Origin of the sequence: Kitasatospora sp. NPDC017646, assembly GCF_044329365.1 — a bacterium.
Lineage (GTDB): Bacteria > Actinomycetota > Actinomycetes > Streptomycetales > Streptomycetaceae > Kitasatospora.
This window is the reverse complement of record NZ_JBIRJC010000019.1, coordinates 42,171-61,983: the sequence shown is the minus strand read 5'-3', so window position 1 is coordinate 61,983 and position 19,813 is coordinate 42,171. Positions and strand designations below refer to the sequence as shown.

Sequence of the window (19,813 nt, the reverse complement as noted above, 5' to 3'; positions counted from 1 at the left end):
GTGCATCCCGCCTCGGGAGTCGACCCACAGCTGGCCGACCTCTCCAACTACCTGATCTATTCGGCGATGGCGGTCTACACGATCGCCATGTTCGCCCACATGTTCGAGTGGACGTTCGGCAGCAAGGGCGCGGTCGCCGTCCGCTCCAAGGAGCAGTCGGGCAACCTGGCCGAGACCGTCGCCGCCGCGGAGCCCAAGGCCGCCAAGAAGGTCACCGTCACCGTGGCCGGGGCGAAGGGCGGCACCACCACGCTCACCCGCACCGTCCTGGCGGGCGATGGCGCGACGGTGGTCACCGGCGGGCGCGGCGACGAGGACGTGGACGGCCCGGGCGCGGCCGGCACCAGCGAGCGGGCCGACCTGGCCGGCCGCATCGCGATCTCGCTCACCGTCCTCGCCCTGCTGCTGCACGGTGGCGGCATCGTCGCCCGCGGCCTCTCGGTGTCCCGCTGGCCGTGGGGCAACATGTACGAGTTCTCCTGCGCCTTCGCCTTCGCGATGACGGCCGCGTACGTGGTCCTGCTGGCCGCGCGGAAGAACGTCCGCTGGCTCGGCCTGCCGGTCACCGTCGCGGTGCTGCTGACGCTCGGCATCGCGACCCAGGTGCTGTACACCGACTCCGAGCAGCTCGTCCCGGCGCTGCACTCGTACTGGCTGGCGATCCACGTCTCCACCGCGATCTTCTGCGGCGGCGCCTTCTACGCCGCGTTCATCGCCACCCTGCTGTACCTCGGCAAGGACTCCTTCGACAAGCGGATGGCGGCCGGCCTGACCACCGGCCCGCTGGGCACCTCGCCCTCGATCTGGCGCCGGCTGCCCGCCGCGTCCACCTTCGACAAGCTGTCCTACCGGATCAACGCCCTGGTCTTCCCGCTGTGGACGTTCACCATCATCGCGGGCGCGATCTGGGCCGAGGCCGCCTGGGGCAAGTACTGGGAGTGGGACCCGAAGGAGACCTGGTCGTTCATCACCTGGGTCGCCTACGCCTGCTACCTGCACGCCCGCGCGACGGCCGGCTGGAAGGGCCGCAAGGCCGCGTACCTGGCGCTGGCGGCGTTCGCCTGCTGGCTCTTCAACTACTACGGCGTGAACATCTTCGTCACCGGCAAGCACTCGTACGCGGGTATCTGACCGGGGCGGCGCACCGAACGGCCCGGCTTTCCGCAGGAGGCCGGGCCGCGGTGCAACAGGGGTAGTTCGTGCCGGCCGTCCGTGCCGGTACGGGGAGGAACGAGGAGGAAATCGCGCAATGGAGTGCGACGAGGTCATGCTGACCGTCCGAATCACCGCCGCCGAGCAACTGCTGCTCCGACGGCTCGCCCAGGGACACCGGAGCGACGTGTCCGAAGTGGTGGCCGACGCTCTGCTGGACATCATCCCCACGCTCAGCGCGCCGGGGGACGCCTACCGGCTGCTGAGCGCCCTCGCGACGCCGGCGCCGTGCGCGCTGACGGTCTGGCTGCCGACCGCGCTGGCCGACCTGCTGGTGCCCGGCGCGGCCCGGATCGCCCAGATCACCGACGTCCGGATCGAGTCGGCCAGCGCGGCCCTGGGCGCGGCGCTGCGGCTCTGGCTGGCCCAGGACCCGGTCCGGCTGGCGGCCAACCTCAGCGTGATGCACGCCGGCCGGCCGGCCACCCTGGTGGCCGCCTGACGGGGCCCCGGCCCGCCTGACGGGCTCAGCTGGCCAGCGGCAGCAGGCCGGGAACGGCGGGGCGGCCGTCGAAGGCGTTCCGCCGGACCGGCACCCGCGGACCGTCGACCGGCTCGGTGAGCAGCCGGCACTCGGCCGCCGTCCGCCCGTCCTGGAGCAACCTGACCAGGACGGGGGTGCGGCGGCCGTCCGCCGACGGCTCGCGGACGGCCCGCACGAAGCAGGGCCGGTCCAGCTCGATGTAGCGGTCGAAGGAGGTCACCAGTTCGACCGGCACCACCGGCTCGGGGTGGTGCAGCCGCTGGGCGGCCTGCCGGGCGGCCTCCAGCACCAGCATCCCGGGCACGTGGTCCAGCTCGTGGTCGAACAGCACCGGGTGCCCGGCGTCGGCGCGCAGCAGCCAGGTGTCCGGCCGCAGGGTCGGGCTGAGCACCACGTCCGCGGGCTGCGCGCGGCCGACGAGTTCGGGCGCGGCGGGCTCCGGCGGCAGCGGCGGGGTGGCGACCCTCCGTCCGGGGCCGCGCAGCCGCTCGTACGAGGCGGGGGTGACCACCCGCAGCTGACCGGAGCCGTGGCCGATCCGCCGGCCGTCCCGGGCGATCTCGGCGTGCACCCGCAGCGAGGCGAGCCGGCCGTGGCGCATCCGGACGTCCTGACAGCCGACGGTGAGCATCAGCGAGGCCGGGCCGGTGGTGACGGCGAGGCCCGGCAGGCCCGCCTCGCCGAGCGCGTAGCCGAGGTCCTCCATGACGAAGTGGTGGTCGCGCGGCACCCCGAAGCCGGCGTGGCCGACGAGCAGCCCGGCCTGCCGGATGGTCTCGGCCATCAGCACCGGGTCGTGGTAGCGGTCCCCGGGCAGCCGGTAGAAGCCGTGCAGCCGCGGCCACTGGGCGCCGAGCAGGAAGTCGTACGGGCCGGTGGCCTGCCAACCGGTGAGGAAGACCTCGGAGACCGAGGCGCGGTGCACCAGGTGCCGGGAGACGGTCCGGTCGTGGAAGTCGTAACCGGAGCCGTTCGGGCCCGCGTTCGGGTGTACGCCGGAGCCGGGGTGGGCGAAGGGGCCGTGAACGTCCGGCTCTACGATCAATGGCATGACTGGCCCCAGCTCCAGGGTGTCGGTCGAGCGGCCGCTACGGACGCCCCACAGCAAAACATACATACCACCCGGTTTGTGTTCTGTGATCGGGGGTGGCCCCGTCGCAGTGCCCGGAGCGACCACGCTACCTGGCCCCTGGTCTGCGGTGATGCCCGAAACGAAGAGGACAGACCTTGGGCGGGGGCCCTCCCCGCTGGACGGCGGGGTCGACAAAGGCGCTAGATTAGATACCAACCATGCGGTTTCGGCGGGTGTCGTCCGCATGCGAGGCGCAGCCACCGACCGAGGGCGCGCCGACAACAGCCGGGCGGGGCGGGGAGCGCGACCGGCGGAGTCCGGAGGGGTCAGTGGTCAAGCAGGAACGCGCGGGGCGGACCAGGCAGGCCGTGTTGCTCGCGGCCGCGGACACCTTCGCGCAGGCCGGGTTCGAGGCCGCCAGCCTGGTCGACATCAGTCGCCGGGCCGGGGTGAGCAAGGGCGCCCTCTACTTCCACTTCGTCTCCAAGCAGGCCCTGGCCGACGGGGTGCGGGCCGCCGCAGGGCGGCGGATCGGGTCGGCCGCGCTGGGTGCCCTGCGCGCCGAGGGCCGGGCCGTCCAGGGACTGATCGACTTCTCGCACGAGCTGGCCCGGCTGCTGCGCGAGGACGTGGTGGTGCGGGCCGGCGTCCGGCTCGGCCGCCGGGGGCCGCGGCCGGACGGGGGAGCATCCGGACCGGACACCGCCTGGCGCGGCCTCACCGCCGTCGTCCACCGCCTGCTGGACCGTGCCGACCGGGCCGGCGAACTGCGCCCGGGGGCGGACCGGCGCGCCTGCGCCGAGCTGCTCGTCGCGGTGGTGGCGGGGCAGGTGCTGCTGGCCGCCGACCAGGTCGGGCGCCCGGCGCCGGAGGCCGTCCGGCGGCTGTGGGCGGCGGCACTGCCGGCCCTGGTGGGCCAGCAGGACTGCGCGGGCTACCGGGTCTGACCGGGGCGTCGCGGTCAGCGGCGCTCGGCGACGCTCAGCCGGGCGAGTGCGTGAGGCTGGACCAGCCCCGGCAGCAGCAGCGTCCACAGGTCGGCCATCCGCTGGATCAGGTCCTGCCGGTCGGCCAGCACCTGGGAGCTCAGCTGGATCCCGGTCACCGCGCCGGTGATCACCCCGGAGGCCGCCACCAGGTCGACCCCCGGGTGGAGGTCCCCGGCCTCCCGGGCGCGCTCCAGCAGTTCGCGGACCAGGTCCATCCAGCCCTGGTAGGCGGCGATCTGAGGCTGGGTGAAGCTGCCGTGCTCGATCGTCAGCCGGATGCTGCCGCGCACCAGCGGGTCCTCCTGGAGCGCGCGGGCGAACGCGTACCCGAGGTCGATCAGGGTCTGCACCGGGCTGTCCGAGGTCGGCACCCAGGAGGCGATCCAGGCGCCCTGGCCCTCGATCACGGCGAGGGCCAGTTCCTCCTTGGAGTGGAAGTGGAAGTACAGCGCGCCCTTGGTGACGCCGGCGCGGTCCAGGATCTCGGACATCGTGGCGGCGGCGTAGCCCCGCTCGTCGAACACCTCGGCCGCCGCGAGGAGTACCGCCTGGCGGGTCGCCAGCGCGCGGGCCTGCCTGGCCATCGCAGCCTCCCTGGAAAGTTCTGTACCTCGGCAGCGGCCGATCCTATGGGGGCCGACGGGCGACGGGCGCTAAACCGTCCGGTAGGTATCCTACCGAGCCGCTCCGTGCCCGATCGGAAGGGTGCGAACGGTGTGCGTACGCCCCGCTCCGTCCCGAGGGCCCGGCCCGAACGGCCCGACGGCCGGTCACCCGGAGGGGGTGACCGGCCGTCGGATGAGGTCCGGAACCGTCAGGCGGCCTGCTGCCAGCTGACCGGCGAGTAGTAGGCCGGGCGGCGCTCAAGCCGCTGCCAGCGGGCGATCGGCTCGACCTGCGCGGCGGCCGCGGCCTGCTGGGCGACGGCCGCGCGGGCCGCCAGAACGGCGGTGAGGGCGGCGAGTTCCTCGTCGGAGAGGCTGCCACGGACGATGCGGACGAGGGGTTCGGCGGAAGCGGTCATGTCCTGGTTTCTCCCCCGGTTGCTGGTGCTCTGGTGTGTGTGGTGGTGCTCGGTACGGCCTGCTCGCGGTGAACCGCGCCGCTACATCGGCGGGTTGCCGTGCTTGCGGCTGGGCAGGTCGGCGTGCTTGGTGCGGAGCATGGCCAGGGCGGAGGCGATCACCTGGCGCGTCTCGGCCGGGTCGATGACGTCGTCCACGAGGCCGCGCTCGGCCGCGTAGTACGGGTGCATCAGCTCGTTCTTGTATTCCTTGATCTTCTGGGCCCGCATGGCGTCCGGGTCCTCGGCGCCGTTGATCTCGCGGCGGAAGATGACGTTGGCGGCGCCCTCGGCGCCCATCACCGCGATCTCGTTGGTCGGCCAGGCGTAGGACAGGTCCGCGCCGATGGAGCGGGAGTCCATCACGATGTAGGCGCCGCCGTAGGCCTTGCGCAGGATCAGCGAGATGCGCGGCACGGTGGCGTTGCAGTACGCGTACAGCAGCTTGGCGCCGTGCCGGATGATGCCGCCGTGCTCCTGGTCGACGCCGGGCAGGAAGCCGGGCACGTCCAGCAGGGTGACCAGCGGGATGTTGAAGGCGTCGCACATCTGGACGAAGCGCGCGGCCTTCTCGCTCGCGTTGATGTCCAGCACGCCGGCCAGCGACTGCGGCTGGTTGGCGATGATGCCGGTGACGTGGCCGTCGACCCGGGCCAGCACGCACAGCACGTTGGTCGCCCAGCGCTCGTGGACCTCCAGGTACTCGCCGTGGTCGACGATCTCCTCGATCACCTTGCGCATGTCGTACGGGCGGTTGCCGTCGGCGGGCACCAGGTCCAGCAGGCTGTCGTTGCGGCGCTCGACCGGGTCCTCGCTGACCACGGACGGCGGCATCTCGCGGTTGTTCTGCGGCAGCAGCGACAGAAGGTAGCGGACCTCCTCGATGCAGGACTGCTCGTCGTCGTAGACGAAGTGCGAGACGCCCGAGACGCCGGCGTGCACGTCGGCGCCGCCCAGACCGTTCTGGCTGATCTTCTCGCCGGTCACCGCCTGGACCACGTCCGGGCCGGTGATGAACATCTGCGAGGTCTCGCGGACCATGAAGACGAAGTCGGTCAGCGCGGGGGAGTACGCGGCGCCGCCGGCGCACGGGCCGAGCATCACCGAGATCTGCGGGATGACGCCGGAGGCCTTGGTGTTGCGCTGGAAGATGCCACCGTAACCGGCCAGGGCGGTGACGCCCTCCTGGATGCGGGCGCCGGCGCCGTCGTTCAGCGAGACCAGCGGGGCGCCGGCCGCGATGGCCATGTCCATGATCTTGTGGATCTTCTGCGCGTGGGCCTCGCCCAGGGCGCCGCCGAAGATCCGGAAGTCGTGCGCGTAGGTGAACACGGTGCGCCCGTGCACGGTGCCCCAGCCGACGATCACGCCGTCGGTGTGCGGCTTCTTGGCCTCCAGGCCGAAGCCCTGGGCGCGGTGCCGGCGCAGCGGCTCGACCTCGCGGAAGGAGCCCTCGTCCAGCAGCAGGTCGATGCGCTCGCGGGCGGTCAGCTTGCCCTTCGCGTGCTGGGCCTCCGTGGCCTTCTCGCTGGGGCCGCGACGCACCTTCTCGCGGAGCTCGTGGAGCTCGGCGACCCGCCCCTTGGCGTCGACCGGGACCTCGGGGACCTCGCCGCCGACCGGCGCCTCATGCACAACCGTCATCTCGAACCACTCCAAGGGTGAGGGAACTGTCCGACAGCCAACGTCTGCTGTGCCCCCAGCTGCGAATCAATTTCTTCACTTATGACTGTACGAGGGGCCGCGCGCTGGTTTCGGCGTCGATTCCGTACAAGGTCGAGTTCGTTTAGCTGTCAGGCCTGTACAGAAGCGGCAGGTGTGACGGGGGTGCGCTCGGTGTCCGTTCGAATACTCGTGGTAGCTGGGCGGATGATGGTCTGATGATCTGAGCATGAAGAAAAGCGCAGGTCAGGGCTGTCTCGCAGCACTGTAGGGCGGCCGTCTGGAGTCCGGCTGAAGCGCCGCTCAACCCTGGCGCCGGGAACGGGCCGATTCGTGGCGGAGGGTCCGCAGTCGTAGGGAAGCGCCAAAAACACCGCAGCCCACCCGCGCGTGGCCGGGTGGGCTGTCCGGGGGAGCGGGGAACGCTCCGATCAGCTCTTTCGTCCGTCCTCGGGCTCGTCCCCGCCCCGCAGCTCCCGCTCGCGGCGGCGCAGATCGGCCTCCCACTGCCTGAGCATGTCCTCGTGATCCTTGTCGTTCCCCTTCAACGAACCCTTCCCGAGGGACGCGAGGAACTCCGGATCGTCGTCCGGCGCCAGCGGACGCCCGCCCCGCGCGGCGCCGTGGCCCGCCCGGCCCTCCGCGGTCCGCTGCCCCGGCTGCCCGTCCGGCGCGCCGGTCCGCAGGAAGCCGCGCCGCTTGCCGGCCACCAGCCAGGCGATCGGGCCCAGCGGCGGGAAGAGCAGCACGATGATCAGCCAGATCGGCTTCGGCAGGTGCCTCACCTCGTCCTCGGGCGCGACCAGGCAGTCGATGAACGCCCACACCCACAGCGCGAGCGGAAGGACGATGGTCAGAAGAATCCTCAGCACGGCTGCGATCTCCCCCCGGCGAGGGCGGTAGCGGCGGGCGCCTTCCCGGGCCCTTGACGCAAGCCAGGCTATCGGGTGGCGGATACTGACAGGCATGGCATACGACGATCTCCGCTCGTTTCTCCGGGCCCTCGACCGCGAGGGCGACCTCAAGCGCATCAAGGCGGAGGTGGACCCCCACCTGGAGATCGGCGAGATCGTCGATCGCGTGCAGAAGGCCAAGGGCCCGGCGCTGTTGTTCGAGAACGTCAAGGGCTCGTCGATGCCGCTCGCGATGAACGTCTTCGGCACCGAACGGCGCCTCGCCAAGTCGCTCGGCCTCAAGGGCCCGGAGGACGTCTCCGAGAAGATCGCCGGCCTGCTCAAGCCCGAACTGCCGCAGGGCTTCACCGGCTTCCGGGACGCCTTCGGCAAGCTCGCCTCGATGGCGCACGTCCCGCCCCGGAACGTGAAGTCCGGCGACGCCCCGGTCCAGGAGGTCGTGCTCACCGGCGACGACGTCAACCTGGACGAGCTCCCCGCCCTCTTCACCTGGCCGCTGGACGGCGGCTCCTTCTTCAACCTGGGGCTGACCCACACCAAGGACCCGGACACCGGCATCCGCAACCTCGGCCTCTACCGGCTCCAGCGGCACGACCGCCGCACCATCGGGATGCACTGGCAGATCCACAAGGACAGCCGCAACCACTACGCGGTCGCGGCGAAGCGCGGCGAGCGCCTCCCGGTCGCGATCGCCTTCGGCTGCCCGCCCGCCGTCACCTACGCGGCGACCGCGCCACTGCCCGGCGACATCGACGAGTACCTGTTCGCGGGCTTCATCGCGGGCGAGCGGGTCCGGATGGTCGACTGCGAGACCGTCCCGCTCCAGGTCCCGGCCGACGCCGAGGTCGTCCTGGAGGGCTGGCTGGAGCCCGGCGAGATGCTCCCCGAGGGGCCGTTCGGCGACCACACCGGCTTCTACACCCCGCAGGAGCCCTTCCCGGCGCTGACGATCGACTGCGTGACGATGCGCCGCCGTCCGATCCTCCAGTCCATCGTGGTCGGCCGCCCGCCGACGGAGGACGGCCCGCTGGGCAAGTTCACCGAGCGGTTCTTCCTGCCGCTGCTGAAGATCATCATCCCGGACATCGTCGACTACGACCTGCCCGAGGCCGGCGGCTTCCACAACTGCGTGATCGTCTCGATCGACAAGAAGTACCCCAAGCACGCCCAGAAGACGATGCACGCGATCTGGGGCGCCCACATGATGTCGCTCACCAAGCTGATCATCGTGGTGGACTCCGACTGCGACGTCCACGACTACCAGGAAGTCGCCTGGCGGGCGTTCGGGAACGTCGACTACAGCCGCGACCTCACGGTGGTCGAAGGCCCGGTCGACCACCTCGACCACGCCTCCTACCAGCAGTTCTGGGGAGGCAAGGCAGGCATCGACGCGACTCGCAAGCTCCCCGAGGAGGGCTACACCCGCGACGGCGGCTGGCCGGAGATGGTGACCTCGGACCCGACCACGGCCGCACTGGTCTCGCGTCGCTGGAAGGAATACGGACTGTGAGCACGGCTGCCGTCGAAACCCCGGGCCGTACGAGGGCGTTCCTGCGCCTGGTGATGATCGAGCACTCGGTCTTCGCCCTGCCCTTCGCCTACATCGCCGCCCTGACCGCCATGTTCCTGGCCGACCGTCGGGTGCACTGGGGCGAGCTGTTCGTCGTCACCGTCTGCATGGTGGGCCTGCGCACCTTCGCCATGGCCGCCAACCGGATCATCGACCGCGAGCTCGACGCCCGGAACCCGCGCACCGCCGGGCGCGAACTCGTCACCGGTGCCGTGTCGTTGAGGACCGCGTACGTCGGATCGGCGGTCGCCCTGGTGGTCTTCCTCGGCGCCGCGGCGATGCTCAACCCGCTGTGCCTGGCCCTCGCCCCGGTGGCCGTGGTGCCGATGGTGGTCTACCCGTACGGCAAGCGGTTCACCAACTTCCCGCAGGCCATCCTGGGTCTGGCCCAGGCCATGGGGCCGGTGGGCGCCTGGCTCGCGGTGACCGGCAGCTGGTCCTGGGAGGCCGTGGTCCTGGGCGTCGCGGTCGGCATCTGGATCGGCGGCTTCGACCTGATCTACGCCTGCCAGGACGTCGAGTCCGACCGGGACAACGGCGTCGGCTCCCCGCCGGCCCGCTTCGGCGTCCCGGCCGCGATCCGGGGCGCCCGGGTCTGCCACCTCCTCACCACCCTGCTGCTCGGCTGGTTCGCGGTCCTCACCCACGCCGGCCCGGCGTTCTGGACCGGCCTGGTGGTCGTCGCCGGCGCCTTCGTCTACGAGCACACCATCGTCCGGCCCAACGACCTGTCCAAGCTCAACCGGGCCTTCTTCCAGACGAACAGCTTCGTCGGCATCTCCCTGTTCTTCTTCGCCCTGGTCGACCTGCTCGTCCGCGGCCTCGGGGTCTGAGGCCGCGGCGGTCGAACCTAGCCGCGGGTCGGTCGTCAGGCGCGTCAGTCGTGCAGGAAGGACTCCAGCGACGACGCCAGGGCGACCGGCGTCTCGTACATCGGGTAGTGCCCGGTGCCGCCGAGCTCCTCCAGCTCCGCGTTGGGGTAGTGCTCCAGCCAGGTGCCCCGCATGACGTCGGCGGTCAGGGCGAGGTCGTGCTCGCCGACGATCACCTTGACCGGTACGGGGTTCCCGCTGATCCGGTGCTCCAGGTCGGCCGTCGTCCAGTCCCGGACGTACCCGCCGAAGGCCTCGGCGTTCGACAGCCGCAGCGACTGGTCGACCATCCGGTCCAGCCAGACCCGGCCGGCCCGCTGGCCGGTGACCAGGTCGAGGATCGCGTACCGCTTCTCGCGGTCCTCGGCGGCGCCGTAGAACAGCGCCTCGCCGGCCTCGTCCAGCGGGTAGGCCCCGGCCGGGACCGGGGCCAGGCCGACCAGCTTGCGTACCCGCGGCGGCGCCTCGGCGAGGACCTGCTGGGCCGCCTTGCCGCCCATCGAGTGGCCGACCAGCGAGAAGCGGTCCCAGCCGAGCTGGTCGGCGAGGGAGAGCGCGTCGGCGGCGATCTCGGCGAGGGTGTACGCGCCGGTGACGTCCTTGCGTTCGCCGTAGCCGCGGTAGTCGAGGAAGGCGTAACTGAAGGTCCTGCCGTCGAGGTAGTCGAGGAAGGGGCCCCATCCCGCGCTGGTGCCGAACCAGTCGTGCAGGACGAGGACGTGGTGGTCGCCGGCGCCGGTCACGCGGTGAGGGATCGTCATGCCGGTGGTCGTTCCCCGGAAGCCGCCCGTCCGAACGGCCGGTCCGCGAGCGCTGGTCCGGCCGCTGCCCGGCCCCGACCCGGAAGAACCCTGAGGAGAGCCGTGATCGGCAAACTGCAGTGCCTCGTGCTCGACTGCCCGGACCCGGCGGCGCTCGCCCGCTTCTACGCCGCCGTTCTGGGCGGCGAGGTCGACCGCCCGGACCGGCGCTGGTCGCTCGGCGCGAGCTGGTCCACCCTGCACCTCGACGACGGGACGGTGTTCTGCTTCCAGGCCGTCACCGACCACCGCCCGCCCCGCTGGCCCGGCTCGGAGCACCCCCAGCAGGCGCACCTGGACATCGACGTGGCGGACCTCGACGCCGCCGAGCCCGCGGTGCTCGCGCTCGGCGCCGTACGGCTGCACGACGCCGGCGGCTGGCGCGTCTACGCCGACCCGGCCGGGCATCCGTTCTGCCTCGTCAGGGGCTGACCTGCGGATTCGGGCCGTGCCGCGCCCGGCGGCTCAGTCCAGCACCAGCCGGTCGCCCAGCCGCAGCCGCCCCGGGGCGGCGACCTCGGCGAGGGCGTCGAGCCGGCCGTCGTGGGCGTGCACGATCGCCTTGAGGATCTCGGGGGCGTGCGGCAGCCCGGGTTGCGGGGCGCCGGACATCGCGCAGCGCTCGCTGGAGGTGACGAAGGCGAGCCGGGCGCTGTCCGGGGCCTCGCCGCCGGCCCGGCGGCCGAACCAGGTGTCCTCCACGAAGGGCGGGGTGCCGGGCGGGGTGCGCAGCACGATGTTGGGGCGGAAGCGGCGTTCGTCCACCACGGCGAACGGGACGGCCTCGCGCACCCAGTCCAGGGTGGCGGTGGTGAGCAGGCTGACCGGCAGCCGGTCGAAGTGCGGGACGGCGTCCTCGCGGGTGAGTTCGACGTCCTCGCGCTGGAGGTAGGCGCGCAGGAAGGCGGTCGGGCGGTCGACCGGGTGGCCGAGCGGGTCGAACAGCTCGGGGCCGTCGATCCGGTGGCCGAGACGGGCGGAGAGCCGGAGCAGGCCGTCCATCCGGCGGAAGCGGCGGGTGTTCTTGCCCGAGCCGAGCTTGCCGGAGGCGTCGCGGACGGCGTAGAGGCGGTCCCCGGCCAGGCCGCGCACGTCCACGTCGACGGCGTCGAGCCGCTCACCGCCGGTGGACTTCACGGGGTAGCGCCAGAGCCGCTCGACCACTCCGATGATCTCAGCCATGGCCGGACAGCCTAGTGGCGCCACCGGGGGATGGTCTAGACCAAGTCCGCTGCCGGACGGGGCTCCGCGCGGTGCCCGGGGCCGCCCTCAGCCCAGCCGCGCCACCGCCCGCACCGGCGCCCCGTCAGCCGCCACCAGCCGCAACGGGAACAGCGAGACCTCGACCGGCCGGCCGGCCTCCTGCGCCTCCAGCAGCGCCCGCAGGTCGGTCAGGTTCTCGGCGATCACCCCGCCGCCCTCCGCCCCCAGCAGCACCCGGTGGGCGGCCAGTGTCGCCTCCTCCGCCGCCGGGTCCGGCCCGTCGTGCTCGTCGGCGAGGTCGGCGAGCAGCGCGGCCACCGCCCGGTCGTCCGGGCCCGGATCGGGGGTGGGGTCCACGCTCAGCGCGTCCACGCCGACCGTCCGCACCCCGGCGGCCACGATCGCCTCGGCGGCGGCCGGGGTGAGACTGGGGTGGGCGAGGTAGGCGTCGGTGCCCCAGTGCCGGGCCCAGCCGGTGGCCAGCAGCAGGACGGAGCCCTCGCCGCACCGCTCCAGCGCGGGCGCCAGCAGTTCGGGGGTGACGCCCGCCCGGGGCTCCAGCCCGCGCAGGTCGGCCACCACGGCCGGGCCGGTGAACCGCTCCAGCGGCAGCCCGTCCAGGGTCGGCCAGGTGACGTCCACGTGGTACGGCGCGTCCACGTGCGTTCCGGACTGCGAGCCGAGGTGCAGGGCCAGCACGTTCACCCCGGCGGTGGCGGTGGTGAGGGCGGGCTCCAGCAGGACGGCCGGATCGCCGGGGTAGACCGGCATCGCGGTGGTCACCTGATGGGTGAGGTCGACGAGGGTCGCTGCCATGCGCCCATCCTCCCAGGGGGCGCGCCCCCGCGTGCCCGCTCCGCCGTCCCCGGGCCGGAGCCGCAGGTGAGGGCGGGACAGAATTGCCCCATGGGAACTGCGAAGCGTCAGCCGTGGGTGGTCGGGGTCTCGGGAGCGTCGGGGACGCCGTACGCGGCCTCGGTGATCCGGGCGCTGCTCGCCGCCGGTGAGGCGGTGGACCTGATCGTCAGCCGGGCCGCCCGGCTCACCATCCTGGACGAGACCGGGATCTCCTTCCGGGACGCCCACTGGCGCGCCGACCTCGCCGCCTGGCTGGGGACGGACCAGGGCCTGGACGACGTCCGCTACTGGTCCGCCGGGGACTTCGCGGCCGGCCCGTCCAGCGGCTCGTACCCCGCCAAGGGCATGCTGGTGGTCCCCGCGACCACCGGCGCGGTGGCCGGGATCGCACTCGGCCTCAGCAAGGACCTGCTGCAACGGGTGGCCAGCGTCACCCTCAAGGAGCGCCGTCCGCTGGTCGTGTGCGTGCGCGAGACACCGCTCAACGGGGTGACGTTGAAGCACTTGGTGGAACTCGACGCGCAGGGCGCGGTCGTGCTGCCCGCCTCGCCCGGTTTCTACGCCGGCGGCTCCACCGTGCGCGAACTCGTGGATTTCGTGGCCGGCCGGGTGCTGGACGCGGTCGACGTGCCGCATTCCCTGTACCTGCGCTGGGAGGGCGAGTTGGGCGCCGCCGCCCGCAAGCCGGGCGCCGGGGACGGCGATCGGGCTGAGGGGGAGTAAGGAGACCGAAGGCGGGAGAGTATCTTCTCTGCGATATCCGGGTCGGTCGGCGCACGGCGCCTTTGAATCCGGATAATGATCTGTGGGTCTGGTGAGGTTCGGAAGGACGCGGACGGTATATGGACACGGTGGACAGACAGCTCATCCAGGCGCTCCGGGAGAACGGCCGTGCGTCCTACGCCGAGCTGGGCCGGCTGGTCGGCCTCTCCGGCCCGAGCGTCACGGACCGCATCAACCGCCTGGAGCAGGCCGGTGTGATCACCGGCTACCGCGCGACGGTCAACCCCGCCTCGCTCGGCTTCGGCGTCACGGCCCTGATCGGCCTTCAGCTCACCGACGCGGCCGACCACGAGGACGTCGCGTTCCGGCTGAAGGACCTCAACGAGGTCGAGGACTGCTGGTTCATCGCGGGTGACGACTCCTACATGCTCAAGGTCCGGGTGGCCGACGTGGCCGGCCTGGAGTCGGTGGTGAAACGGATCTCGGGCACGAAGGGCGTGGCCAGGACCCGCACCACCGTCGTACTCTCCACGAAGTGGGAGAACCGGGTGAGTGAGCTTCCTCCTGTAGGAGAGTGACGCATGGCACTGGTCGGTCTGGAGGAGCTGCGCGCTGCCCGGCAGCGGATCGCGGGGGTGGCCGTACGCACCCCGCTGGTTCCCGCCCCCTGGGCGTCCGAGGGCGAGCGGCGGCTCTGGCTGAAGCCCGAGAACCTCCAGCCGACCGGGGCCTTCAAGACCCGCGGCGCCTACAACCGGCTGGCCGCGCTGACCGCGGACGAGCGGTCCCGCGGCGTGGTCGCCCAGTCCAGCGGCAACCACGCGCAGGCGGTGGCGTACGCGGCGCAGCTGCTCGGCATCAAGGCCGTGATCGTGATGCCGGACACCTCGCCCGCGGTGAAGGTGGAGGCCACCCGCTCGTACGGCGCCGAGGTGATCCCGGTGCCGCCGGCGGAGCGGGACAACCTGCCCGGCGAGCTGGCCGACCGGCACGGCTACGTCTGGGTGCCGCCGTACGACGACCCGTTCATCATCGCGGGCCAGGGCACCGTCGGCCTGGAGATCGCCGAGGACGCCCCGGCCGAGCTGGACACCGTCCTGGTGCCCGTCAGCGGCGGCGGTCTGATCGGCGGGACGGCGGCCGCGCTCAAGCTCACCCGCCCGGGCGTGCGGGTGATCGGCGTGGAGCCGGAGCTGGCCGCGGACGCGCGGGCGAGCCTGCGCTCGGGGCGCCGGGTGGAGTGGCCGGTCGCCGACACCTACCGGACCATCGCGGACGGGCTGCGCACCCCCTCGGTCGGCGTCCTGCCGTACGAGCACATCACCGCCTACGTGGACGACATCGTGACCGTCACGGAGGACGAGATCCGCGCCACCGTCGCCCTGCTGGCCCGCCGCGGCCGGCTGGTCGCCGAGCCCTCCGGCGCGGTCGCCCCGGCCGCGTACTTCCACCGCGCCGCCGAGACCGGGGGCCAGACCGTGGCCGCCGTGGTCAGCGGCGGCAACATCGACCCGACACTGCTCGCCGAGCTGCTGTCCGCATAGGCGTACGCTCAGTCCGGCAACGAATCGAATGTCGGAGGAGGCGGGGCACCGCATGGACGCAGGGCTCAAGCGCGAGCTGGAGGCGAAGGTCTACGCGGGTGAGCGGCTGACCCGCGAGGACGGGATCGCGCTCTACGAGAGCGACGACCTGGCCTGGCTGGGCGGGCTGGCCCACCACGTGCGGACGCGGAAGAACGGCGACGTCGTCCACTTCAACGTCAACCGCCACCTCAACATGACCAACGTGTGCAGCGCGTCCTGCGCCTACTGCTCGTTCCAGCGCAAGCCGGGCGAGAAGGACGCGTACACGATGCGCATCGAGGAGGCCGTCCGCCTCGCCAAGGCGATGGAGAGCGAGTCCCTCACCGAGCTGCACATCGTCAACGGCCTGCACCCGACCCTGCCGTGGCGCTACTACCCGCGCTCGCTGCGGGAGCTGAAGGCGGCGCTGCCGAACGTCTCGCTGAAGGCCTTCACCGCCACCGAGATCCACTGGTTCGAGAAGATCAGCGGCCTGTCCGCGGACGAGATCCTGGACGAGCTGATCGACGCCGGGCTGGAGTCGCTGACCGGCGGCGGCGCGGAGATCTTCGACTGGGAGGTCCGGCAGCACATCGTCGACCACGACACCCACTGGGAGGACTGGTCGCGGATCCACCGCCTCGCGCACGGCAAGGGCCTCAAGACGCCCTGCACGATGCTGTACGGCCACATCGAGGAGCCCCGCCACCGGGTCGACCACGTGCTGCGGCTGCGCGAGCTGCAGGACGAGACCGGCGGCTTCCAGGTCTTCATCCCGCTGCGCTACCAGCACGACTTCCACGACTCCAAGGACGGCGTCGTGCGCAACAAGCTGATGGCCCGTACCGAGATGGCCACCGGCGCCGAGGCGCTGAAGACCTTCGCGGTCTCCCGGCTGCTCTTCGACAACGTCCCGCACGTCAAGGTCTTCTGGGTGATGCACGGCGTCACGACCGCCCAGCTGGCGCTCAGCCACGGTGCGGACGACATGGACGGCTCGGTGGTCGAGTACAAGATCACCCACGACGCGGACAACTTCGGCACCCCGAACAAGCTCGGCCGCGAGGACCTGCTCGGCCTGATCCGGGACGCCGGCTTCCGCCCGGTGGAGCGCAACACCCGCTACGAGGTCATCCGCGAGTACGACGGCCCCGATCTGACGCGTCGCGAGACCCCGCAGGCGATGCGCCTCTGACCTGCGCACTCCCCGCCGCCCGGACCGCATCCGCGGTCCGGGCGGCGGCGCCTTCACGGCTCCCGCACGCGACCCGGGTTTACCAACGGGTACGGCGTTTGGCAGGATCGACGGCATGTCCGGTTCTCATCGCGCCCCCGAGTACCCGCCGTACGAGCCGATGCAGGAGCCGGGGTACGGCGTGCCGCAGCAGTCGTACGAGGCGCCGTACAGCGCGTACGAGCCGTACCAGCAGAGCTACTCCGGCGAGTACCGGCAGAGCGCCGACGGGTACTTCGAGGCGTACGACCAGCCGTTCCAGGGGTACCCCGTCGAGCCCCAGCCGGCGTACCAGGACCACCAGGAGTACCAGGAGCCGGTTCAGGAGCCGTACCAGCAGCCGACCCACCAGGAACTCGCCCCCGTGGTGCCCCTGGCCTCCGTGACCCCCGCCGTGACCCCCGCGCCGGGTGGCCGGGCCGCCGCCCGGGGCCGGCGGCGCAAGGCCAAACAGAAACGTCACGGCAAGGCCGTGATGGCCGGTACCGCCCTGCTGGTCGCGGCCGCCGCCGGCTGGTACACCGTCGGCCAGGACGGCGTCAAGTCCGTCGCCACCGCTGCCGACGGTCCCGGACCGGAGGGCGTCAGCAAGCCCGACCACCCCGCACCTCCCGCTCCCGCCGCCGTCCAGGCCGCCGCCGACCGGCAGTCCGCGGCCCCGGCCGCGGGCCGCGGCGAGACCCGCCCGGACGGCTCGCTGGCCGCGATACCCGGCCTCGGTGCCGCCTTCACCGCGAAGATCCCCGCCGCGACCACCCAGGTCGTGGTCGCCACCGGCCAGGGCAAGGACACCGACAAGAACAGCGTCACCCTGTGGACCCGCACCCCGGAGGGCCGCTGGCTGGCCGGGGAGACCTGGCAGGGCCACAACGGCAAGAACGGTTGGACCACCGACCACAACGAGGGCGACCTGCGCAGCCCGATCGGCGTCTTCGACCTCACCGACGCCGGCGGTCGCAACGACAACCCCGGCAGCAAGCTCCCGTACGACAAGGACCCGAGCTTCGTGGTCTCCGGGACGGGTTTCTTCGGCGACCAGCTGGCCGGCTCCTTCGACTACGTGGTCGCGATCAACTACAACCGGGTCGCCGGCAGCTCCCCGCTCGACATGCGCCGCCCGATGGGCGCCAAGAAGGGCGGCGGCATCTGGCTGCACGTGGACCACGACGGCCCGACCCACGGCTGCGTGTCGATACCCGAGGACAAGATGGCCCAGCTGATCCGCACCCTGGACCCGGCCGCCCACCCGGTGATCGTGATGGGTGACGCCGCCTCGCTGGCCGCCTGACCTCGGCGGACGTCCGGGCCCAGGCGCCCCAAGGCTCTTGTGGAGCCCCTACAGTTCGGCGGGGCGGATCCTGTAGCCGGTCATGCCCGGCTGACCAGCGGGTAACCCGGTTCCATGGCAGCATGAGCGGTTCGCGCATTGTGGCACTCGGCCACTACCAGCCCCCCAAGGTCCTCTCCAACGACGACCTGGCGGCACTCGTCGACACCGACGACGAGTGGATCCGCACCCGCGTGGGCATCCGCACCCGGCACATCGCCGAGGGCGAGACCCTGGTCGACCTCGCCACCGAGGCCGCCCAGAAGGCTCTGGCCAGGAGCGGCCGGACGGCGGCGGAAATCGACCTGGTCGTCGTCGCCACCTGCACCGCGATCGAGCGCAGCCCCAACACCGCCGCAGCGGTGGCCGCCCGGCTGGGCGTCCGCTCGCCCGCCGCGTACGACATCAACACGGTCTGCTCCGGCTTCTCCTACGCGCTGGCCACCGCCGACCACGCGATCCGGGCCGGCGCGGCACGGCGCGCGCTGGTGATCGGCGCCGAGCGGATGTCCGACACCCTCGACTGGACCGACCGTTCCACCTGCGTGATCTTCGGCGACGGTGCGGGCGCCGCGGTGGTCGAGGGCCAGGAGGAGGGCGCCGACCCGGGCATCGGGCCGGTGGTCTGGGGTTCCGAGCCGGAACGGGGCGACGCCGTGGTGATCACCGGCTGGGACCCGGTGATCAGCCAGCAGGGCCAGTCGGTGTTCCGCTGGGCCACCACCCAGCTCGCCCCGCTGGCCCGCGAGGCCTGTGAGCGGGCCGGGCTCGACCCGTCGGAGCTGAAGGGCTTCGTCCCGCACCAGGCCAACCTGCGGATCATCGACGCGATCGCCGCCAAGCTGGGCCTCGCCGACGCGGTGGTCGCCCGGGACGTGGTGGAATCCGGCAACACCTCGGCCGCCTCCATCCCGCTCGCCTTCTCCAAGCTGGTCGAGCGCGGCGAGCTCTCCCCGGGCGACCCCGTCCTGCTCTTCGGCTTCGGCGGCGGCCTGGCCTACGCCGGCCAGGTCGTCCGCTGTCCGTGATTCGCCTTCTCCCCTTCGGCACCGCCGCGCTCCTTCGGCTCGGGGCGGGAAGGCGCCCGCTGGGGCCGCACATGCCGGTGGGCGGGCACCCTCTGTGAGGGGTGCCCGCCCACCGGCGTGTCTGGCGCGCGTGCGGTACGTCGGCGGACCTCCCCCGAGGACACGGCCGCCGTCCGTCGTCCCCGGACAGGAGGCCGGGGCTGCGCGCGGAGCGGATGGTGGATGGAACGGACGGTGCTACTTGGGCGCCTTCTTCCCGGTGACGCCCAGGTACACCAAGGGAGCGAGGTTGGGCTTGAGATCCTTGACCTTGACGCCCCAGGAGGTGAAGGCCTTCTGGTGCTCGGCCGCCGAGGCGAGCAACGAGACCAGGGCCCCGGCGACGGCGTTCGGGTCGAGCGTCTTGTCGGCCTGACCCTTCGCCTGGAGTTCCCTGACGGCCTCGGCGAGTGGCTTGGCGACCGAGTTGAGGACGGTCATGCGGATCTTGAAGAACCGCTTGTCCCCTTCCGCGGCACCGAGCGTGACCACTCGGAGAATGGCGTCGTTCTTGCGCCAGAAGGCGAGGAATCCGTCGACCAGTTCTTCCGAAGTGGTCGGTCCGGACTTCCCTGCCCAGGACTTTCCGGCCACCAGCTCTTTGAGGGTGTCGGCGTCCTTGGCCATTTCCTCGGCGATTTCGAGGACTGCGCCCTCGACATCCGGGAAGTACTGGTAGAAGGTCGCGGGGGAGGTACCCGCCATACGGGCGACGTCGATGACCTTGACGTCCCGATAGGGCGACGTGCTGAGCATCTCGCGGAGGCAGTCGAGCAGCTTCTGCCGCGTCTCCTGTCCGCGTCGCCCGGCGACGCGACCGTCGACGGTGCGAACTTGTCCTGTCATGCCGTCAGCTTACCGTGGCACGATCTTGGCGCGATTCGGTGATGCGACTATTACTCCGCACGGGGGGTTGCTATAGCGCTCCGAACCACTTCGGACGGATATTCACCGGGTCCCGAAGCCGCTCTTGAAGCCCCCCCGTGTGCTTTTGACCCCATAGCGTGACGGCGAGTCCACTGAGGGGTGATCGGGTGACAGAGCGTAACCGGCTGAGCGGGGTGACGAACCGACGGTCCGGGCCCCGCGGCGCAAGTCGCGGCCGGAGCGGGCGTCAGAATCCGGCCGTTCCGTCATCGCTGACCAGCGGCCCGTCCTGCGCCCGTCTCCCGGTGGGGGAGGTTGGAGATGCGCCGGG

The 19,813-nt window shown here is 72.0% G+C and carries 21 protein-coding genes; 12 read left to right on the top strand and 9 right to left on the bottom strand.

Annotated elements, in window-relative coordinates:
• Both ccsB and ACH4J0_RS26810 read left to right on the top strand, forming a co-directional pair.
• A complete protein-coding gene (gene ccsB, locus ACH4J0_RS26815) occupies window positions 1-1,131 on the top strand; it encodes a c-type cytochrome biogenesis protein CcsB (protein ID WP_396243142.1) in 1,131 nt (376 codons plus the stop codon).
• A gap of 118 nt (window positions 1,132-1,249) precedes the next feature.
• Entirely contained in the window at window positions 1,250-1,654 is a 405-nt protein-coding gene (locus ACH4J0_RS26810) for a hypothetical protein (protein ID WP_030284256.1), read from the top strand.
• A gap of 25 nt (window positions 1,655-1,679) precedes the next feature.
• On the opposite strand, the gene ACH4J0_RS26805 is transcribed toward ACH4J0_RS26810, so the two are convergent.
• Window positions 1,680-2,747: a ScbA/BarX family gamma-butyrolactone biosynthesis protein gene (locus tag ACH4J0_RS26805; protein WP_396243141.1), complete on the bottom strand. Its 1,068-nt coding sequence runs from the start codon at window positions 2,745-2,747 to the stop codon at window positions 1,680-1,682.
• A gap of 350 nt (window positions 2,748-3,097) precedes the next feature.
• Here ACH4J0_RS26805 and ACH4J0_RS26800 point away from each other — a divergent pair, with 350 nt between their 5' ends.
• The gene (locus ACH4J0_RS26800; RefSeq protein ID WP_396243140.1) at window positions 3,098-3,715 is read left to right on the top strand and encodes a ScbR family autoregulator-binding transcription factor; all 618 of its coding nucleotides are present in this window, start codon (window positions 3,098-3,100) and stop codon (window positions 3,713-3,715) included.
• 14 nt (window positions 3,716-3,729) lie between these two features.
• Here ACH4J0_RS26800 and ACH4J0_RS26795 read toward each other — a convergent pair whose 3' ends face one another.
• From ACH4J0_RS26795 to ACH4J0_RS26780, 4 genes are all read right to left on the bottom strand, one after another.
• Complete coding sequence (locus ACH4J0_RS26795) at window positions 3,730-4,341, bottom strand: ScbR family autoregulator-binding transcription factor (RefSeq protein ID WP_396243139.1); 612 nt, start codon at window positions 4,339-4,341, stop codon at window positions 3,730-3,732.
• Window positions 4,342-4,571: 230 nt separating this feature from the next.
• Entirely contained in the window at window positions 4,572-4,781 is a 210-nt protein-coding gene (locus tag ACH4J0_RS26790; RefSeq protein ID WP_396243138.1) for an acyl-CoA carboxylase epsilon subunit, read from the bottom strand.
• 81 nt (window positions 4,782-4,862) lie between these two features.
• Window positions 4,863-6,464, bottom strand: coding sequence for an acyl-CoA carboxylase subunit beta (locus ACH4J0_RS26785; RefSeq protein ID WP_380460444.1), 1,602 nt, complete (start codon window positions 6,462-6,464; stop codon window positions 4,863-4,865).
• 449 nt (window positions 6,465-6,913) lie between these two features.
• Window positions 6,914-7,354 carry a PLD nuclease N-terminal domain-containing protein gene (locus ACH4J0_RS26780; RefSeq protein WP_396243137.1) on the bottom strand — a complete coding sequence of 147 codons (441 nt, stop codon included), beginning with the start codon at window positions 7,352-7,354 and terminating at the stop codon, window positions 6,914-6,916.
• Window positions 7,355-7,448: 94 nt separating this feature from the next.
• On the opposite strand from ACH4J0_RS26780, the gene ACH4J0_RS26775 reads away from it, so the two are divergent.
• Together ACH4J0_RS26775 and mqnP are read left to right on the top strand one after the other, a co-directional pair.
• Entirely contained in the window at window positions 7,449-8,906 is a 1,458-nt protein-coding gene (locus ACH4J0_RS26775; RefSeq protein ID WP_396243136.1) for a menaquinone biosynthesis decarboxylase, read from the top strand.
• Window positions 8,903-9,799, top strand: a complete 897-nt coding sequence (mqnP, locus tag ACH4J0_RS26770) for a menaquinone biosynthesis prenyltransferase MqnP (protein ID WP_396243135.1) — start codon at window positions 8,903-8,905, stop codon at window positions 9,797-9,799. The genes ACH4J0_RS26775 and mqnP overlap by 4 nt, the downstream gene beginning before the upstream one ends.
• Window positions 9,800-9,843: 44 nt before the next feature.
• On the opposite strand, the gene ACH4J0_RS26765 is transcribed toward mqnP, so the two are convergent.
• Window positions 9,844-10,599, bottom strand: a complete 756-nt coding sequence (locus ACH4J0_RS26765; protein ID WP_396243134.1) for an alpha/beta fold hydrolase — start codon at window positions 10,597-10,599, stop codon at window positions 9,844-9,846.
• Between the two features lie 102 nt (window positions 10,600-10,701).
• Between ACH4J0_RS26765 and ACH4J0_RS26760 the strand changes: the two genes are divergently transcribed.
• Window positions 10,702-11,070, top strand: coding sequence for a VOC family protein (locus ACH4J0_RS26760; RefSeq protein ID WP_396243133.1), 369 nt, complete (start codon window positions 10,702-10,704; stop codon window positions 11,068-11,070).
• Window positions 11,071-11,103: 33 nt separating this feature from the next.
• Here the strand turns inward: ACH4J0_RS26760 and ACH4J0_RS26755 are convergent, their stop codons facing one another.
• Window positions 11,104-11,820, bottom strand: coding sequence for an MOSC domain-containing protein (locus ACH4J0_RS26755; protein WP_396243132.1), 717 nt, complete (start codon window positions 11,818-11,820; stop codon window positions 11,104-11,106).
• A gap of 87 nt (window positions 11,821-11,907) precedes the next feature.
• Window positions 11,908-12,657 (bottom strand): cyclase family protein, encoded by a 750-nt coding sequence (locus ACH4J0_RS26750; protein ID WP_396243131.1) that lies wholly within the window; start codon window positions 12,655-12,657, stop codon window positions 11,908-11,910.
• Between the two features lie 90 nt (window positions 12,658-12,747).
• Between ACH4J0_RS26750 and ACH4J0_RS26745 the strand changes: the two genes are divergently transcribed.
• From ACH4J0_RS26745 to ACH4J0_RS26720, 6 genes are all read left to right on the top strand, one after another.
• Window positions 12,748-13,422 carry a UbiX family flavin prenyltransferase gene (locus ACH4J0_RS26745; RefSeq protein WP_396243130.1) on the top strand — a complete coding sequence of 225 codons (675 nt, stop codon included), beginning with the start codon at window positions 12,748-12,750 and terminating at the stop codon, window positions 13,420-13,422.
• A 119-nt stretch (window positions 13,423-13,541) separates the two neighbouring features.
• On the top strand, window positions 13,542-14,000 hold the full coding sequence (locus ACH4J0_RS26740) for an Lrp/AsnC family transcriptional regulator (protein ID WP_030055719.1): 459 nt from the start codon (window positions 13,542-13,544) through the stop codon (window positions 13,998-14,000).
• A 3-nt stretch (window positions 14,001-14,003) separates the two neighbouring features.
• Window positions 14,004-14,966 (top strand): threonine/serine dehydratase, encoded by a 963-nt coding sequence (locus ACH4J0_RS26735; RefSeq protein WP_396243129.1) that lies wholly within the window; start codon window positions 14,004-14,006, stop codon window positions 14,964-14,966.
• 52 nt (window positions 14,967-15,018) lie between these two features.
• Window positions 15,019-16,182, top strand: a complete 1,164-nt coding sequence (mqnE, locus tag ACH4J0_RS26730; RefSeq protein ID WP_396243128.1) for an aminofutalosine synthase MqnE — start codon at window positions 15,019-15,021, stop codon at window positions 16,180-16,182.
• A gap of 115 nt (window positions 16,183-16,297) precedes the next feature.
• Window positions 16,298-17,509 carry a L,D-transpeptidase family protein gene (locus ACH4J0_RS26725; protein ID WP_396243127.1) on the top strand — a complete coding sequence of 404 codons (1,212 nt, stop codon included), beginning with the start codon at window positions 16,298-16,300 and terminating at the stop codon, window positions 17,507-17,509.
• Window positions 17,510-17,631: 122 nt separating this feature from the next.
• A complete protein-coding gene (locus tag ACH4J0_RS26720) occupies window positions 17,632-18,576 on the top strand; it encodes a beta-ketoacyl-ACP synthase III (RefSeq protein ID WP_396243126.1) in 945 nt (314 codons plus the stop codon).
• Window positions 18,577-18,813: 237 nt separating this feature from the next.
• Here ACH4J0_RS26720 and ACH4J0_RS26715 read toward each other — a convergent pair whose 3' ends face one another.
• The gene (locus tag ACH4J0_RS26715) at window positions 18,814-19,461 is read right to left on the bottom strand and encodes a TetR family transcriptional regulator (RefSeq protein ID WP_396243125.1); all 648 of its coding nucleotides are present in this window, start codon (window positions 19,459-19,461) and stop codon (window positions 18,814-18,816) included.
• Window positions 19,462-19,813 lie beyond the last annotated feature (352 nt).